General features: G+C 64.1%; 14 protein-coding genes. 2 read left to right on the top strand and 12 right to left on the bottom strand.

Features of this window, described 5'->3' with window-relative positions:
• Positions 1-139: 139 nt before the first annotated feature.
• The 3 genes from hisC to rimO form a co-directional block, all read right to left on the bottom strand.
• Positions 140-1198, bottom strand: a complete 1059-nt coding sequence (gene hisC / locus AC07P1_RS31255) for a histidinol-phosphate transaminase (protein ID WP_494699495.1) — start codon at positions 1196-1198, stop codon at positions 140-142.
• On the bottom strand, positions 1195-2364 hold the full coding sequence (locus AC07P1_RS31250; RefSeq protein ID WP_494699494.1) for a cystathionine beta-lyase: 1170 nt from the start codon (positions 2362-2364) through the stop codon (positions 1195-1197). Before AC07P1_RS31250 ends, hisC begins: the two co-directional genes overlap by 4 nt.
• 62 nt (positions 2365-2426) lie before the next feature.
• Complete coding sequence (gene rimO, locus AC07P1_RS31245) at positions 2427-3836, bottom strand: 30S ribosomal protein S12 methylthiotransferase RimO (RefSeq protein ID WP_494699493.1); 1410 nt, start codon at positions 3834-3836, stop codon at positions 2427-2429.
• A gap of 129 nt (positions 3837-3965) precedes the next feature.
• Here rimO and AC07P1_RS31240 point away from each other — a divergent pair, with 129 nt between their 5' ends.
• Complete coding sequence (locus AC07P1_RS31240) at positions 3966-4997, top strand: LacI family DNA-binding transcriptional regulator (protein ID WP_494699492.1); 1032 nt, start codon at positions 3966-3968, stop codon at positions 4995-4997.
• A gap of 77 nt (positions 4998-5074) precedes the next feature.
• Here the strand turns inward: AC07P1_RS31240 and AC07P1_RS31235 are convergent, their stop codons facing one another.
• The 8 genes from AC07P1_RS31235 to phaC all read right to left on the bottom strand — a co-directional run bounded on the left by AC07P1_RS31235 (position 5075) and on the right by phaC (position 16153).
• Entirely contained in the window at positions 5075-7492 is a 2418-nt protein-coding gene (locus AC07P1_RS31235) for a TonB-dependent receptor (protein WP_494699491.1), read from the bottom strand.
• A 160-nt stretch (positions 7493-7652) separates the two neighbouring features.
• Positions 7653-8738 (bottom strand): ABC transporter ATP-binding protein, encoded by a 1086-nt coding sequence (locus tag AC07P1_RS31230; protein WP_494699490.1) that lies wholly within the window; start codon positions 8736-8738, stop codon positions 7653-7655.
• A gap of 15 nt (positions 8739-8753) precedes the next feature.
• Positions 8754-9725, bottom strand: a complete 972-nt coding sequence (locus AC07P1_RS31225; protein WP_494699489.1) for a carbohydrate ABC transporter permease — start codon at positions 9723-9725, stop codon at positions 8754-8756.
• Complete coding sequence (locus AC07P1_RS31220) at positions 9725-10621, bottom strand: carbohydrate ABC transporter permease (RefSeq protein WP_494699488.1); 897 nt, start codon at positions 10619-10621, stop codon at positions 9725-9727. The genes AC07P1_RS31225 and AC07P1_RS31220 overlap by 1 nt, the downstream gene beginning before the upstream one ends.
• Before the next feature lie 3 nt (positions 10622-10624).
• A complete protein-coding gene (locus AC07P1_RS31215; RefSeq protein WP_494699487.1) occupies positions 10625-11896 on the bottom strand; it encodes an ABC transporter substrate-binding protein in 1272 nt (423 codons plus the stop codon).
• Positions 11897-11944: 48 nt separating this feature from the next.
• Positions 11945-13327: a GH1 family beta-glucosidase gene (locus AC07P1_RS31210; protein ID WP_494699486.1), complete on the bottom strand. Its 1383-nt coding sequence runs from the start codon at positions 13325-13327 to the stop codon at positions 11945-11947.
• A 326-nt stretch (positions 13328-13653) separates the two neighbouring features.
• Entirely contained in the window at positions 13654-14217 is a 564-nt protein-coding gene (phaR, locus tag AC07P1_RS31205) for a polyhydroxyalkanoate synthesis repressor PhaR (protein ID WP_315221813.1), read from the bottom strand.
• A gap of 199 nt (positions 14218-14416) precedes the next feature.
• Entirely contained in the window at positions 14417-16153 is a 1737-nt protein-coding gene (phaC, locus tag AC07P1_RS31200) for a class I poly(R)-hydroxyalkanoic acid synthase (protein ID WP_494699485.1), read from the bottom strand.
• Positions 16154-16214: 61 nt separating this feature from the next.
• Here phaC and AC07P1_RS31195 point away from each other — a divergent pair, with 61 nt between their 5' ends.
• Complete coding sequence (locus AC07P1_RS31195) at positions 16215-16454, top strand: hypothetical protein (RefSeq protein WP_494699484.1); 240 nt, start codon at positions 16215-16217, stop codon at positions 16452-16454.
• A 17-nt stretch (positions 16455-16471) separates the two neighbouring features.
• Here the strand turns inward: AC07P1_RS31195 and pgeF are convergent, their stop codons facing one another.
• The gene (pgeF, locus tag AC07P1_RS31190; protein WP_494699483.1) at positions 16472-17236 is read right to left on the bottom strand and encodes a peptidoglycan editing factor PgeF; all 765 of its coding nucleotides are present in this window, start codon (positions 17234-17236) and stop codon (positions 16472-16474) included.
• Positions 17237-17259 lie beyond the last annotated feature (23 nt).

The raw sequence follows: 17259 nt of genomic DNA, 5'->3' as shown, positions 1-17259 counted from the left end.
ATACAATTTCTTTTGGGCACGTGATGGCGGCCGCTTTGCGGCCCGGGAAAGGCGGTTTTCGGAAGTGGAAGATGGGTGCCGGAGCTGGCGGCTCCGGTGGCGGAAATCGATCCGGGCGGCCTGGCGCCGCCCGGGGTGGTCAGCGTACGATCGGCGTCAACGCGTCGACCAACGCGGCGCACTCTTGATCGGTACCGATCGAGATCCGCAGGAACTGGTCGATGCGCGGCTGTTTAAAATGCCGCACCAGGATGGCGCGCTCGCGCAGCGCCGCCGCGATGGCCGCGCCGTCGTGCCGCGGATGGCGGGCGAAGATGAAGTTGGCATGCGAGGGCAGCACCTCGAACCCCAGCCCCACCATGCGCGCCGTCAGCCACGCGCGCGTGGCGATGATGGCCTGGGAGGTCTGCTCCATGTACGCCGCGTCCTCGATCGCCGCCACCGCGCCGGCCTGCGCCACCTGCCCCAGCGGGTAGCAGTTAAAGCTGTTCTTCACCCGCTCGAGTCCGGCGATCAAATCCGGATGCCCGACCGCGAAGCCGACCCGCAGGCCCGCCAGCGAACGCGATTTGGACAAGGTCTGCACCACCAGCAGATTGTCGTAACGGTCCAGCAGCGCGATGGCGCTGTCGGCGCCGAAGTCCACATAGGCTTCGTCGATCACGACCACCTGGTCCGGATGCGCTGCCAGCAGCGCCTCGATCCGCTCCAGCGGCAGCGCGATGCCGGTCGGCGCGTTCGGATTGGCGATGATGATCGCGCCGCACGGCTGCGCGTAGTCGGCGACGTCGATCTCGAATTGCGCGTTCAGCGGCACCTGGCGCGCTTCGATGCCATACAGGCTGCAATAGGTCGGATAAAAGCTGTAGCTGATGTCCGGGCAAAGCAGCGGCTTGTCGTGCTTGAGCAGCGCGTGGAAGGTATGCGCCAGCACCTCGTCCGAGCTGTTGCCGACGAAGACCTGCGCGCGCGTCAGGCCGAAGCGGGTGGCCACGGCATCCTTGACCGCCGTGCTGGCGGGATCGGAGTACAGCCGCAGCGAGTCGCCCACGGCTGCCCGCATCGCCGCCACCGCCTTCGGCGAGGGGCCGTAGGGATTCTCGTTGGTGTTCAATTTAATCAGGTTGGGCATGCGCACCTGCTCGCCCGGCGTGTACGGCGTCAGTCCGTGAACGATGTCGCTCCAAAAACGGCTCACTGCATTGCTCCCATCGCGCGTTCGATATCCGCGATCAAATCGTTGACATCTTCGAGGCCGACGTTGAAGCGCACAAGAATACCCCGGTCGTTCCAGTCCTTGCGCATGTGTTGTATCCGATACGGCATCACCAGGCTGTTGGCGCCGCCCCAGCTGTAACCGATCTTGAAGAGTTCCAGCGCGTCGACGAAGCGATCGGTCTGTTCTTCCGTGAAGCGGGGATCGAACAGCACCGAGAACAAGCCCCCCGCCCCGCTGAAATCGCGCTTCCAGATGTCGTGGCCCGGACAATCCGTAAATGCCGGATGCAGCACCCGGGCGATCTCGGGACGCGCCTGCAGCCACGCCGCCAGCTTGCGCGCCGCCGCGTCGTGGGCGTCGAAGCGCAGGCGCATGGTCGGCAGGCCGCGCAGCACCAGATAGGCGTCATCCGCGCCCACGCCCATGCCGAGCCGCATATGCGCCATGCTCAAACGCTCATTGAGCGCGGCGTCGCGCGTGATGACGGCGCCCATCAGCACATCCGAGCCGCCGGACTGGTACTTGGTCAGCGCCTGCATGATGATGTCGACGCCCAGATCGAAGCCGCGCAGCGCCAGGCCCGCCGACCAGGTGTTGTCCAGCGCGACCAGCACGCCGCGCGCGCGAGCCGCCGCGCAAATGGCCGGCAGGTCCGGGACCTCCATCGACACCGATCCCGGCGCCTCGGTCCAGATCAGCTTTGTGTTGGGCTGGATCAGCGCGGCGATGCCGGCGCCGATCAGCGGGTCGTAATAGCGCGCGGTGATGCCGAAATCGACCGACAGCCAGCGTCCCAGTTCCCGATTCGGGTTGTAGACGTTATCTGGCAGCAGCACGTCGTCGCCGGCCTTGAGCAGCGCGAAATCGACCATGGCGATGGCCGCCAGGCCGCTCGGCGCCAGCAGGCAATGCTTGCCGTCCTCGATTTCGGCCAGGCGCGCCTCCAGCGTGAAGGTGGTCGGCGTGCCGTGCAGGCCGTAGGTATAGGCGTTCTTATCTTTCCAGTCGCCGGAGCGCATGGCGGCGACGTTCTCGAACAGCACCGTCGAGGCGTGATGGATCGCGCTGGGGAACGCGGCGAAACCTCCCGGCGCCCGGTAGTCGGAGTGGATCAGTGCCGTTTGCTGCGATTTTTTGATCGTCATGTCTCAATACATAAGCCGGTGAAAAAAAAAGGCGGACCACAGCGGGTCCGCCTTCATGCTGATTACTGCGCCTCGCCCCACAGGTCGTGGGCGTCGGAGGTGGTGATCTTGACGTCGATGAACTGGCCGACCACCAGCTTCTTGTGCGGCTCGTACGGCGGTTTGACGTACACGACGCCGTCGATTTCCGGCGCGTCGGCGCTGGAGCGGCCGATGCCGCCGCTGCGGTTGACTTCATCGATCAACACGCGCACGGTCTTTCCGACCTTGGCCTTCAGGCGGTTCTTCGAAATCTCTTCCTGCAACAGCATCACGCGGCCGCGGCGCTCTTCGCGCAGCTCTTCCGGCACCGGATTGGCCAGTTCGTTGGCGGTGGCGCCTTCGACCGGCGAGTAGGCGAAGCACCCCAGGCGGTCGATCTGCGCCTCCTTCAGGAAGTCCAGCAGGTACTCGAATTCGGCGTCGGTCTCGCCCGGGAAGCCGGCGATGAAGGTCGAGCGGATCGTCAGGTCCGGATTCATCTTGCGCCATGCCTGGATGCGGTCGAGGTTTTTCTCGCCGCTGGCCGGGCGCTTCATGCGCTTCAACACGTCGGGATGCGCGTGCTGCATCGGGATATCCAGGTAAGGCAGGATATGGCCGTCGCCCATCATCGGGATGACCTGGTCGACGTGCGGGTACGGATAAACGTAGTGCAGGCGCACCCAGGCGCCGTACGACTTGGCCAGCTCGCCCAGCGCTTCGGTCAGTTGCGTCATGTGCGTCTTGAGCGGACGGCCGTTCCAGAAGCCGGTGCGGAACTTGACGTCGACGCCGTAGGCGGAGGTGTCCTGCGAGATCACCAGCAGTTCCTTCACGCCCGACTTGAACAGGTTTTCCGCCTCCAGCATCAGGTCCGCGATGGGACGCGACACCAGGTCGCCGCGCATCGACGGAATGATGCAGAAGCTGCAGCGGTGGTTGCAGCCTTCCGAGATTTTCAGGTAGGCGTAGTGCTTCGGCGTCAGCTTGATGCCCTGCGCCGGCACCAGGTCGATGAACGGCTCGTGCGGCTTGGGCAGGTGGAAGTGGACCGAGTCCATCACCTCGGCCAGCGCGTGCGGGCCGGTCACGGCCAGCACCTTCGGGTGCACCTTCATGATGATGTCGTCGCCGGCGGCGTCTTTTTTCGCGCCCAGGCAGCCGGTCACGATCACCCGGCCATTTTCGGCCAGCGCTTCGCCGATGGCGTCGAGCGATTCCTGCACGGCGGCGTCGATAAAGCCGCAGGTGTTGACGATCACCAGATCGGCGCCATCATACGACTTGGCCGTCTCGTAGCCTTCGGCACGCAGCTGGGTGAGGATCTGTTCGGAGTCGACCAGCGCCTTGGGGCAGCCGAGCGAGACGAAGCCGACCTTCGGTGCGGCACCCGTCACGGAGGTGCTGGCGGCGGCGGGCTTGGTGATACGGGAGAGTGGTTGCGATTGCATGATAGGTTGCCTGGGGTTGCTAAATGCGCCATGAAAATTACGAGCAATCGACGATTATACCCTATTCTCATAGGGAGATCATGCTAGGATAGCGCTTCACCAAATAGATTACTAAGCTCGGGAGAACGTGTGGCAACGCTGAAAGACGTCGCAATGCTGGCCGGCGTGGGCATGTCGACGGCATCGCGCGCCATCTCGGGCGCCGGCCCCGTGTCCGCCGAGTCGATGAAGAAGGTCCAGGCGGCGATCGAGCAGCTCAATTTCCGCCCCTCCTCCATCGGCCGCTCGCTGTCCGCCCAATCGCTGGGCATCATCGGCATCTACGTGCCATCGTTCTTCGGCGCGTACTACGGCACCATCCTCAAACAGACCGACATCGAACTGCGCGCGGTGCGCCGCCACGTGGTGGTGGCCACCGGCTGCGGCGACGGCACGCCGCGCGACGAGGCGATCGAAGCGGTCAAGTTCCTGATCGGCCGCGATTGCGACGGCATCGTCGTGCTGGGCCACGACCTGCACGACGAGGACATGCTGGCGCTGCGCAAAATGCATCCCAAGCTGGCCTTCCTCAACCGCCACAACGCGCAGCTGGAGGAAGCCTCGTTCTGCCCCGACCACCGTCACGGCGGCGCGCTGGCGGCGCGCACCCTGTTCGACGCCGGCCACCGCCAACTGGCCGTGATCTCCGGCCCGGCCGGCACTTCGGACAACCAGGCCCGCATCGAGGGCTTCTTCGAGGAGCTGGAGCGCCATGGCATCGGGCGCTTCGCCGTGCAGCTGATCGAATCGGATTTCTCCCGCGAAGGCGGTTTCAGCGCCACGCGCCGCCTGATCGAGGCGCGCCGCGCCGGCGAGGAAAGCCATCGGTTCACCGGCCTGTTCTGCGCCAACGATGAAATGGCCGTCGGCGCGATGGCGGCCTTCCACCGCGCCGGCGTCAGCGTGCCGGACGAGGTGTCCATCGTCGGCTACGACGACGACTATTCGGCCGAATACTCCTCGCCCGGCTTGACGTCGGTGCACATACCAATGCAGCAGCTGACGCAGAACGCCGTGCGCTGGCTGCTCAATCAATGCTATGGCACCGGGCATGTCATCGCCCGCGATTTTCCGGTCACGGTGTCGGTGCGCGGCTCGGTCGCGGATCTGTCGAGGTCTTAAAAAAAGGCCGGCATCGCTGCCGGCCCAAGACCACGGAGACTCCCCTGTGTTAAACCCCCTCCTTTAAACCACCTGCGTTAGAACTTCATCGACACCCGCGCGCCTATCGTGCGCGGGTTGTTGTAGTACGCCGCCCATATCTGCTGGGTGGGCTGGCACGGCGCGCCGACCTGGGTGCAGACTTCCACCGCGTCGTATTTGACTTCCCTGTCGGTGGCGTTGTTGACGAACAGCTCGGCCGTGTAAGCCTTGTTGCGCGGCTCGAAACGCAGGCTCAAATCCAGGGTGGTGTAAGCCTGCTGCTGCTTGACGCCGGGATGGCCCGGCACATCGTTGTTGAAGGCGCCGGAACCGACGAACGACTCGGTCTCGTAGTGGGCCGACACGCGCGGCGTAAGGCGCCCCTTGCCGATGTCGAAATCGCGCTCGTACATCAGCGTGGTGGCGAAGGTCGGCGCGTGTTTCAGCACGCTGCCGCCGACGTTGACCGTCGGCGCGGTGGTGCCGCAGGACTGGCCGTTGGCGCGCGCGGCGTCGACGTCGCACGACAGGAAGTCGTCATAGCGCGCCTTGAGCCAGGTGGCGTTGCCGCTGAAGCGGTCGACGCGGGTGGGACGGAAGTTCCATTCCGCCTCGACGCCCTTCACCGATGCCCCGGCCGCGTTGAAGTTCTGCAGCGTGTTGTTGACCACCTGCGACTCCAGCTTGTCCTTGTAGGTCATCCAGAAGGCGTCCAGGTTGAGCGTCAGCTTGCGGTCGAACAGGTCGGACTTGAAGCCGATCTCGTAGCTGGTCAGCTTTTCCGGCTTGGTGGTGGCGCCGCCGTCGCCGATGGCCGGCGAATGGAAGCCGGTCGTCACCGAGGCGAAGGTCAGGATGTCCTTGGTGACCTTGTATTCCACGCGGCCCAGCCACGTCGCCTGGCCGTACGCCAGATCGGCCGTGTTGTCGCCGTAGGTGTTGCCGCAGGTGGCCTGGTTGACCACCCCGCCCGGCCCGATGTTGTGTGTGTTGATGGTGCCGGTGCCCGGCGTGACCAGCTGCGCGATCTGGCCCGGCGTCAGGTTGACGGTGCCGCGCGGCGGATTGTCCGGCCAGTTCGGGCAGGCCCAGTTCTGGCCGCCGATATCGTACTTGTGGTCCTTGGTGTAACGCGCGCCGGCGGTCAGCTTCCACAACGGATCGATATCGTAGCTGGCCTGCGCGAAAGCGGCCTTCGAATGCAGTTGACGATCGCCCTGGATGAAAGACATGGCCGACGCGTACTGGCCCACGGTCGGCTGCACGAAGATCACGTTGCCGCTGGCGATGTCCTGCTCCAGCATCGCCTGCGAAATCTGGCTGCGGTCGATGTCGAAGCGAATCTTGTTCTTCTCCTTGAAGAAGAACAGGCCGCCCACCCATTGCAACGCGGACTCCGAATCGGAACGCACCTGCAGCTCGTTCGACAGACTGTCGAACTGGCCCCATTCGGTGCGGTTTTCGGCCTTGAAGCCAGGGTAGAACCCGGCGTCGGCGTCGCTGGCGTTGGTGCGCTTCAAACGGCTCCAGGAACCCAGGTACTGCGTCTCGATGCCGTCGAACGGCCGCCATTGCACCTTGGCCTTGCCGGTGATGATGGATTGATCAAGCGCGCCGGGGGTGTCGATCAGCGCCGAGCGCAGGTCCTGTCCGGGTGCCGGCTCGGCCGCAAGATAGATGTTGCCGGCGCCGGTGTCGCTGTAATAATCGGCGATGAAGGTGGCCTTCAGGTCCGGCGTGAAGCGCCACAGCAGCGAGGCGCGCGCGCCCTTCTGGTCGCCGGCGCCGTATTTGCGCGTGCCCGGCGCCACGTTGGAGCCCTTGCGGAAATCGACGTAGCCGTCGCGCCGGTCCTGGATGGCGGCGATGCGCAGCGCGATATCGTCGCTCAGCGGAATGTTGATCATGCCCTGGGTCTGGATGCGGTGATAGTCGCCCACCGTGATGCCGGCCGAGCCGAACATCTTGTTCGGGTTGGGCGCGCCGGAGATCAGGTTGACGGCGCCGGCGGTCGAATTGCGGCCATTGAGCGTGCCCTGCGGACCACGCGCCACCTCGACGTGGCTCAAGTCGTACATCAGCGCCGTCGCGCCCTGCGGACGCGCGACGTAAATGCCGTCGACGTAGAACGCCACCGCCGGGTCGCCCAGCTCCGTGTGGTTGGCCGAGCCGACGCCGCGCATGTACACGTGGACGCCGCCGGAGTCGCTGTGCGGCTCGACGACGAGGCTGGGCACCATCGCCGTCATCGACGCCAGGTCCTTGACCTGATTGTTGGCCAGCGTGTCCTGGGTGTAGGCGGTGATGGCCAACGGCGTGTCCTGCACCAGGGTGTCGCGGCGGGTCGCCGTGACAATGATTTTTTCGATGTCGCCGCCGTTGGCCGCAGCCACCTGCTGCGCCATCGCCGCGCCGCCCGTCAGCGCCAGTTGCGCTATTTGCGCGATGCTCAGCGCCAGTATCGTTTTCTTCATTTTGTCTTCCTCACTTCTTCCATCGGTTGAGTGGTCGTGCATCGCTCTGACGGCGAATACGCACGAGTGGAACCGGTTCCACCGCAGGACGCAGGGATGCGGCGGGCCTGCCGTGGCGGCCCTGATAACTACATCGCTGTGCTACGCGGCGATTGCCGTCTTAGAGCCGCTGCTCGCTGGCTCCGTCAAACAGGGAAAGTCGTTTGGTACGGATCGAGAAGTCGACGTCCTTGTCGCCATCGATTTGCTGTTGGTCCTGCACGATGCCGGCCACCTGGGTGCCGTGGAAGTCCAGCCACAACACGCGGTGCGCGCCCATGGCTTCCACCAGCGACACGGTGGCGCTGACAACTGTCCCGGCGCCGTCGCCGTTGCCGACATCGATGTCCTCCGGCCGCACGCCCAGCACGCAGTCGCGCGTGCCGACCGGCGGCTGGCTGAACGGATAGTCCGTCACATCGACGGCCAGGTGCTCGTTGCGGAACAAGGTGCGGCCGCCATGCTGTTCCAGCCGGCCCCGGAACAGGTTCATGCCGGGCGAACCGAGGAAGGTGGCGACGAACAGATTGGCCGGCTCGTTGTAGATGTTGGCGGGCGTGTCGAACTGCTGCACCACCCCGCCCTTCATCACGGCCATGCGCTGCGCCAGGGTCATCGCCTCGACCTGGTCGTGGGTGACGTAGATCATCGTCGCGCCCAGCTGCTTGTGCAGCTGTTTGAGTTCGCGCCGCAGCTCCGTGCGCAGCTTGGCGTCCAGATTGGACAAGGGCTCGTCGAACAGCATCACGTCGGCCTCGCGCACGATGGCGCGGCCGATGGCCACGCGCTGCCGCTGGCCGCCGGACAGGTTGGCCGGCTTGCGCTTGAGCAGAGGCCCGAGCTGCAGCATGTCGGAAGCGCGCGACACCCGCCGCGCGATCTCCGCCTTGGGCGTGCCGCTGATGCGCAGGCCGAACGACATGTTGTTCTCGACGTTCATGGTGGGATACAGCGCGTACGACTGGAACACCAGCGCGATGCCGCGATCCTTGGGATCGGCCCAGGTCATGTCCTTGCCACCGATTTCGATCTGGCCGGAGGTGGTGTCGATCAGGCCGGCAATGCTGTGCAACAGCGTCGATTTGCCGCAACCGGAAGGCCCGAGCAGCACCACGAACTCGCCGGCCTTGACGTCGAGATTGAGCGATTCAATGACCTTGGTGCCGCCCAGCTCAATTTGCAGATTGCGTATCGCTACATTAGACATATGTTCCCTTGGTTCTTAGCCCTTGACCGCGCCGGAGGCGATACCGCGCACAAACCAGCGGCCCGAAATAAAGTACAGCGCCAGCGGCACGACCGAAGTCAGTATGGTCGCCGCCATGTTGACGTTGTACAGCCGCTCGCCGGTGGTGGTGTTGATGATGTTATTGAGTTGGACCGTCATCGGCAGATGCTCGGAACCGGCGAACACCAGTCCAAGCAGGAAGTCGTTCCAGATGCCGGTGACCTGCATGATGACGGCCACCACGATCACCGGCGTCGACATCGGCAGCATCAGTTGCAGGAAGATGCGCCAGAAGCCGCCGCCGTCGATGCGCGCCGCCTTGAACAACTCCATCGGCAGCGCCGCGTAGTAATTACGGAACAGCAGCGTCATGACCGGCATGCCGAAGATCGTGTGGATCAAGACGATACCGGGCAAGGAGCTGAACAGATCGACCGCCGCCAGCACCCGCACCAGGGGATACACCATCACCTGCACCGGGATGAAGGCGCCCATCATCAGGATCGCGAACAGCACGCCGGCGCCGCGCGGCCGCCAGAACGACAGCGCATAGCCGTTGACGGCGCCGATCGCGATCGACAGGATGGTGCTCGGCACCACGATGGCGACCGAGTTCCAGAAGCCGCTGCGTATGCCCTCGCATTCCAGACCGGTGCAGGCGGACTGCCAGGCCTGCACCCACGGCTCCAGCGTGAGGTTGGCCGGCAGCGCGAACAGCGTGCCGAGTCGTATCTCCTCCATCGGCTTGACCGACGTCACCAGCATCACATATAGGGGCAGCAGGAAGAACAGCGCCGCCACGATCAAAAACGCGTAGACGCCGGCGCGCGCCGGGGTCCATGCCAGCTTCCTGCGCCTGGCCGCCACGGACGCGGGCGCCGTGGTGACGCCGCTGTCGTTGGCGGCGGCGCGGGACGCCTCGGCGACCGCGACGACGGCCTTCTCCTGTTTCGCGACGTATCCCATCACATCCCCTTGTCGGCGCGGCGGCTGCGCAGGTAATACAGCGGCGCGACAATGGCCAGCACCGTGGCCAACAGCACGATCGATGCGGCGGAAGCCAGGCCGATATTGGCGCGGCCGAACAGATAATCCATGATGAACTTGGCCGGCACCTCGCTGGCCGTGCCGGGACCGCCCTGCGTCATGGCGACAACCGAGTCGAACACCTTGACCACCATCACGAACAGCAGCACGAAAGCGGTCGACACCGATGGCCCGAGCATCGGCAGCACGATGCTCACGTACACGCGCCAGCGCGGAATGCCGTCGATGCGGGCGGCCTTCCACAATTCCTCGTCGATGCCGCGCAGCCCGGACAGCATCAGCGCCATCACCAGCCCGGAGGCTTGCCATACGGTGGCGATGACGATGGTGTAGATAGCCATGTCCTGGTCGACGATCCAGTCGAACTTCGCCTCCGTGAAGCCCAGCTTGCGCAGCACCTCCTGGATGCCCAGTTCGGGATTGAGTATCCACTGCCAGATCAGGCCCGTGGCCACGAACGACATTGCGTACGGATACAGGAAAATGGTGCGCAGCGCGCCCTCGGCCATCACCTTCTGGTCGATGAACACCGCCAGCAGGAAGCCGATGATCAGGCAGGCGGCGATGAACAGCACGCCGTAGACGGCGACGTTTTGCAGCGACAGCAGCCAGCGCTCGTTGTTAAACAGGCGGATGTACTGCGAGGCGCCGACGAAATCGCTGTTGGGGAAGGTGCGCGAGCTGCTGACCGACACACGGGCCGTCCACAGCATCGTGCCCAGATACGCCAGCAGCACCGTCAACGCCATCGGAACCAGCGCGATGTAGGCGGCGACCGAGACGCTTTGGCGTTTCTTCACGTGGGCAGCAGTCATGGCCTATTCGTCCTTCAACGCGCGGGCGAAGGCTTTTTGCGCATCGTCGGCCGACTGGTTCTTGTTCCAGTAATTGGTCAACACGTCCTGCAGCGCGCCGGTGGTGTCCGGCGTGGCCAGCATTTCGGAATTGGGCAGCTGGCGGCTCTTGTCGCGGATGATCGCCAGGCCCTGGCGCGCGCAGATGTCGAGCGACGATTCGTCGACGTCGCCACGGATCGGAATCGCGCCCTTGCGCGAGCTGAAGGCCACCTGCGCCGCCGGCGACGTGACCACGGTGGCCAGCAGCTTTTGCGCCTTGATGGTGGCGGCGTTGTTCGTCTTGGGGAAGACGAAGGCGTCGCCGGCGACGATGTAAGGCGCCTTGGGGCCGAAGCCCGGGAAGCAGCCGAAGTCCTTGCCCGCGACCTGCTTGGCCGACGAGAACTCACCCTTGGCCCAGTCTCCCATGATCTGCACGCCGGCCTTGCCGCTGACGACCATGGCGGTGGCGTCATTCCAGTTGCGGCCCGGGGAGCCGGCATCGACGAAGGCCTTGAGCTTCTTGAAATCGACCAGCACCTGCTTGAAGGCCGGCGACATGACGGCCTTCTGGTCGCGGTTGCGGTACACCTTCAGATACAGGTCGGCGCCGCCGACCATCGCGAAGATGGCGTCGAAGGTGATCTTCTCCTGCCACACCTGGCCGCCGAAGGCCAGCGGCACCAGGCCGGCGGCCTTCAGCTTGGCCAGTTGCGCGAGGAATTCGTCGTAGGTTTGCGGCTCGGCGGTGATACCGGCCTTTTTATAGGCGGCCTTGGAGTAGAAGAACCAGGCCGGCATATGGATGTCCACCGGCGCGGCGTAAAAATGGCCGTCGATCTTGATCGCGGCGAGGATGGACGCCGGCATGATCTGGTCCCACTTGCCGGCGATGGCCACGTCGTCGACGTTGCTCAGCAAGCCCTGCTCGACGAAATCGCGGAATTGCTTGGACGTGTTGAACTGCGCGGCCGTCGGCGCGTTGCCGCCGACGATGCGGTTGATGGTGGTGGCGCGCGCCTGCTCGGCCCCGGCGACCGCCTGGTCGATCCACTGGCCGCCGGCCTTGTTATAGGCGTCGGCGAACTGCTGGACGGCCTGCGATTCGCCGCCGGAGGTCCACCAGTGGATCACGGTGGCCTTGAGCGGCGCACCGGCCGCTGCAGCCGCCGGTGCGGATGCGCCCTGCGCGAACGCGCCGCATCCGGCCAGGGCAAGCGCGGTGGCGCCGGCCATTTTTATCGCCTTCTTCATTCTGTCTCCTGTGGGCGTCATGCGCCCATTTTCTTGGATGGCTGGGAGCTACGCGGTTGTCGCCGCCCTTCGGGCAAGGAATTGCGCCACCAGTTTCGCGCTGCGCTTCAGCGTGCGTTGCTGCGTGGCGTAATCCACGTGGATGATACCGAATCGGCGCTCATAACCGAAGGCCCATTCAAAATTGTCCATCAACGACCAGATAAAGTAACCACGGATATCGACACCAGCCTTCACCGCCTGGTCGACCGCCGCCAAGTGGCGGTTCAGGAACGAGATGCGGCCGCGGTCATCGACTTCGCCGTCCACCACTTTATCGTCCGAGGCCATGCCGTTCTCGGTGATGTAAATCGGTGGCAGGTTCGGATAGTCGCGGTGGAAGCCCTCCAGCAGGTGGCGCAGGCCATCCGGATGCACTTCCCAACCCATCTGCGTGCGTTCCACGCCCTCCAGGTCCACTTCCGTGTAACCGTGCTTGCCGTCGCTGACGACATTGGTGCGGAAGTAGTAATTAATGCCCAGGAAATCGAGCGGCGTACCGATGATGTCCATGTCGCCGCTCAGGGTCATCGGCTCGGCGCCCGGCCACAGCTCCCACAGCGCCGACGGATAGAATTTTTTCAGCAGCGGATCGAGTATCCAGTTGTTGTGCTGAAGTTCGAACAGCCAGGCCGCGCGCCGGTCGGCGGCGCTGTCGCCGGTGGTCGTGCCGCGACCGACGTTGGCGACGATGCCCACCTGCGCGCCCGGATCGTTGGCCCGCAGGTGCGCCACCGCCAGCCCGTGGCCGAGCAGCAGATGGTGCATCGCCTGCGTGGCGAACACCACGTCGGTCTTGCCGGGAGCGTGGTGGCCGGTGCCGTAGCCGTGCATCGCCGAGCACCATGGCTCGTTGAGCGTGGCCCAGGCGTCCACCAGCCCGGCCAGCTCGCGGCTGATCATGTCGGCGTATTCGGCGAAGCGGTAGGCGGTGTCGCGGTCGACCCAGCCGCCCTTGTCCTCCAGGTGCTGCGGCAGATCCCAGTGGTACAGGGTGACCCAGGTTTTCAGGCCTTTGGCGCGCAGCGCCGTCAGCAGGTCGCGGTAGAAGGCGATGCCTTTCTGGTTGGGCTGGCCGTCCTGCGTCATCACGCGCGGCCAGGAGATCGAGAGGCGGTAGGCGTCCACGTTCAGGCCGGCGAGCAGCTCGACGTCCGATTGCCAGCGATGATAGTGGTCGCAGGCGACATCGCCGGTGTCGCCTGCCAGCGTCTTGCCTGGTGTGGCGGAGAAGGTGTCCCAGATCGAGGGGATGCGGCCGTCTTCGGCGATGGCGCCTTCGATCTGGTAGGCGGCGGTGGCGGCGCCCAGCAGGAATTCGGGGCGCCACAGGACCGAGTCGGCCGGTGGGGAAAAACTCTCTTCCAGTGCGACGGATGCTTCCAATACCACGGCGACTCCCTTTGTTTTGATTATGAGTGGAAGCGCTTCCACAAGATGTTGTCGATAGTACTACCGATGAAATTCGGGTGTCAACGGGAATCTGGGATTTTTGTAGCTTTGCTACAGAAGGGAGTGCTGGAGGTGTTGGCGGAGCTTGGCGGATTACGCTGCGCTAATCCGCCCTACGTGTTTCCGAAGTGGACCATGAAACCACGGCCACATTAGCTTGCCCCACGTGGAGACACGTAGGGCGGATTAGGCGGAACGCCGTAATCGGCCGTGATCCGCCGATGAGGCTACGTATTCCCACCGCCCAGCGGGAATACGTAAGGCAATTACTTCTTGTCCGTCGGCGGAACGCCTGGAACGAACGGGAAAGTCCCAAAGATGGTCTTGCTCTGGTTTTGCATCTGCTCCTGCATCTGCACGAACAAGCTCTTGCTCTGGTCGATGTAGTTGTTCATCATGCCCTGCATCATCGGGCCCTGGACGTTCATGAACTGGGTCCACATCTCCGGGCTGAAAGGCTTGCCTTCCAGGCCGCCGACCGTGGTGCCGGTGAATTTGCGCTGGATGTCGGTGAACGCCTGGACGTTTTTCTCCAGGTAGGAACCCATCATGCCCTGCATCGCGTGGCCGTAGAAGCGGATGATCTGCGCCAGCACGTCGCTCGAGAACATCGGCGCGCCACTCGCCTCTTCCTCCAGAATGATCTGCAGCAGGATGCTGCGGCTCAAATCCTCGTTGCTCTTGGCGTCGACGACCGTGAATTCCTCGTTGTCCAGCACCAGCTGCTTGACATCCGTCAGCGTGATGTAGGAACTGGTCTGCGTGTCATACAGACGGCGATTCGGGTATTTCTTGATCAGGCGTTCAGCATTTTTTTTCGCACTACTCATCACAAGTCCGTTTATTGCGCCGCAGCGCGTCCTCTAACAATTCGAAAAAAAAGCGAACGTGAGGTCCGCTTTCCGACTAACCTACAACCCTATTATAGAGGGGAAAAAGCATATCCTGCACTAACTGGCATAACTTTTGGCTTTTATTGCAACGCAACTAATTTTATAAGCCGGAAAGCAAGCCTTCCCCCTCCAATACCTATCCCTTGACCTTGACGTAGCGCCCCGGCGCCGGCTCGATGGCCTTGTAATCCGCGTTGCCCGGCTTGGCCTTGGGCTTGACGTCCTTGCCGCCGTGCTCGGCGAGGAAGCCGGCCCACTCCGGCCACCAGCTGCCAGGCGTCTCGGTCGCGCCGGCCATCCACGCCTCCGGATCGAGCGGTTTGGCGACGGCGCGGCCGACCGGCTTGTCGTTGATCCAGTAGCTGCGCTTGTTCTTGGCCGGCGAATTGATCACGCCGGCGATGTGGCCCGAGGCGCCCAGCACGAAACGGTTGGCCTTGGGCTTGCCCGGGTTGAGCAGGTTCATCGACCCGAACGCCGACGTCCACGGCACGATGTGGTCCTCGCGCGAACCGTAGACGAACACGGGCGCGTCGATGGCGGACAGGTCGACCGTGGCGCCCCCCACCGTCAGCTTGCCGGGCTCGCGCAGCCGGTTCTCCAGGTACATATTGCGCAGGTAATAGCAGAACATCGGCCCCGGCAAATTGGTGCTGTCGGAGTTCCAGTACAGCAGGTCGAACGGCGGCGGCTCGTTGCCCTTCAGATAATTCGACTGCACATAATTCCACACCAGATCGTTTGGACGCAGGCTGGAGAAGGTACTGGCCAGGTCGCGGCCCAGCATCAAGCCGCCCTCCTTGATTTGCTGCTCGCGCATCGACACCTGGGTCTCGTCGATAAAGACGTCGAGCACGCCGGTGTCGCTGAAGTCCAGCAGCGACGTCAGCAGCGTCAGGCTGGCGGCCGGATTGTCGCCGCGCGCGGCCAGCACCGACAGCGCCGTCGACACCAGCGTGCCGCCGATGCAGAAACCGAACATGTTCAGCTTGTCTTGCCCGCTGACCTCGCGCGTCACGCGGATCGCCTCGATCACGCCCTTTTCGATGTAATCGTCCCAGGTGGTGCCTTCGATCGACTTGTCGGCGTTGACCCAGGAAATCATGAACACGGTGTTGCCCTGCTCGACCGCGTATCGCACCAGCGAGTTCTCCGGCTGCAGGTCGAGGATGTAGAACTTGTTGATGCACGGCGGCACCATCAGCAGCGGCCGCTGGTGCACGGTGGCCGTGGTCGGTGTGTACTGGATCAGCTGGAACAGCGGGTTCTCGTAGATCACCGTGCCGGGCGTCATCGCCAGGTTGCGGCCGACCTCGAACGCGGTTTCGTCGGACAGCGAAATATGGCCCTTGTTCATATCGGCCAGCATGTTGGCCAGGCCCTTGGTCAGGCTCTCGCCCTTGGTCTCGATCAGTTTCTCTTGCGCTTCCGGATTGGTGGCGAGGAAGTTGGCCGGCGACATGGCGTCGACGATCTGCTGCACGGCGAAGCGGATCTTTTGTTTCTGATGGCGGTTGGTCTCGACGGTGTCGACCATCGCGGTCAGGAACTTGGCGTTGAGCAGGTATGATGCCGCATTAAACGACGACATCGGATTGCCCTGCCAGGCAGGCGAGCTAAAACGGCGGTCTTGCAGCGCCGGGGTCTTGCCGGCCAAAAAGTCCTGCCACAACACGCCGAAGTCTTCCAGATATTGGTTCTTCAACTGTTCCATGGCCTGCGGTTGCACGGTGGCGCCGGCGTCCTGCATGATGGCGGCCAGCGGATTGGCGTCCGGGGCGGGAAGCTTGCTGAACCAGGATTGCCACTGGGCCGGGTCGCTCATCTGCGACATCCAGGCGTTGGCAATGGCTTGAGGATCGGGCACATTCATGTTTGATTCCCTAAAAATAGTTTAAATATCTTTACCTGGACTGCTCTATGCTGAACTCTTTATGCTGATCGTTGCGATTGCTTGGATTTACGTCGTGGGACTGATGGCGCTTACCGAGCCCACCGTCGTTGCGGGAATTGTAACGTTTTTGTTCTATTGCGTGCTGCCGCTGGGCACATTGATGTATATCGCCGGCACCGGCAAGCGCAAAGCGCGCCGCCGCGCCGAGGAGCAAGCGGCCAGGGACGCGCGCGCGGCCGACGAGGCCGGGGCCTCCCCGAGCGCCAGGGGCGAAGACTAAGTCCGCGCCGCGTCGCTTCATTTGAGCCAGATCAAAGAGGCTTGGCGGCCGGTCACGCCGTCGCGCCGATACGAGTAAAACCGCCCCGAATTGGAGACGGTGCAATACTCGCCGCCATGCACCTGCGCCACGCCGGCCCGGTGCAGCAGGTAACGCGCCAGCGCGTAGAGGTCGGCAAGATACTTGCCCGGTTTGTTGTCCACCGGGGAGAAGGCCGCCGTCACGTGGCGCACGCCGGAATCGTCCAGCGCGCCGTTGAGGAAGGCCTGCATCACGTCCGGCCCGACCTCGAACTGGTAGGGACCGATGGCCGGCCCCAGCCACGCCATCAAGTCGCCGGCGCCGGCCGCGCGCATCGACTCGACCGTGTTCTCCAGAACGCCGGAGGCCAGGCCGCGCCAGCCGCCGTGGGCGGCGCCGACGGTCTTGCCCTCGGTGTCGCACAGCAGCACCGGCAGGCAGTCGGCCGTCATGATGGCGCACACCTTGCCGCGCACGTTGCTGACGCTGGCGTCGGCCTCGGGCACCTGCTGCTGCGGCAAGCCCGCCAGGTCGACCACGGCGGTGCCGTGCACCTGCGACAACCAGGCCGGATCGGACGGCAACATCGCGCGCAGGATCTCGCGGTTGTGGGCCACGTTGTGCGGCTGGTCGCCCACGTGGGTGCCCAGGTTCAGGCCGCCCTGCCCCATGCCGTCGCCGTAAGGCGCGGGGCTGACGCCACCGCGCCGGGTGGTCGACAGGGTGCCGACATTGGCGGGCAGGCCCGGCCATTTCGGCATTAGCCATTGCTGATGGATAGCGT

The organism is Duganella sp. GW821-FHT07F09 (assembly GCF_059418705.1).
The sequence above is the reverse complement of the archived record's forward strand: the minus strand, read 5'-3'. Positions and strand labels throughout refer to the sequence as shown.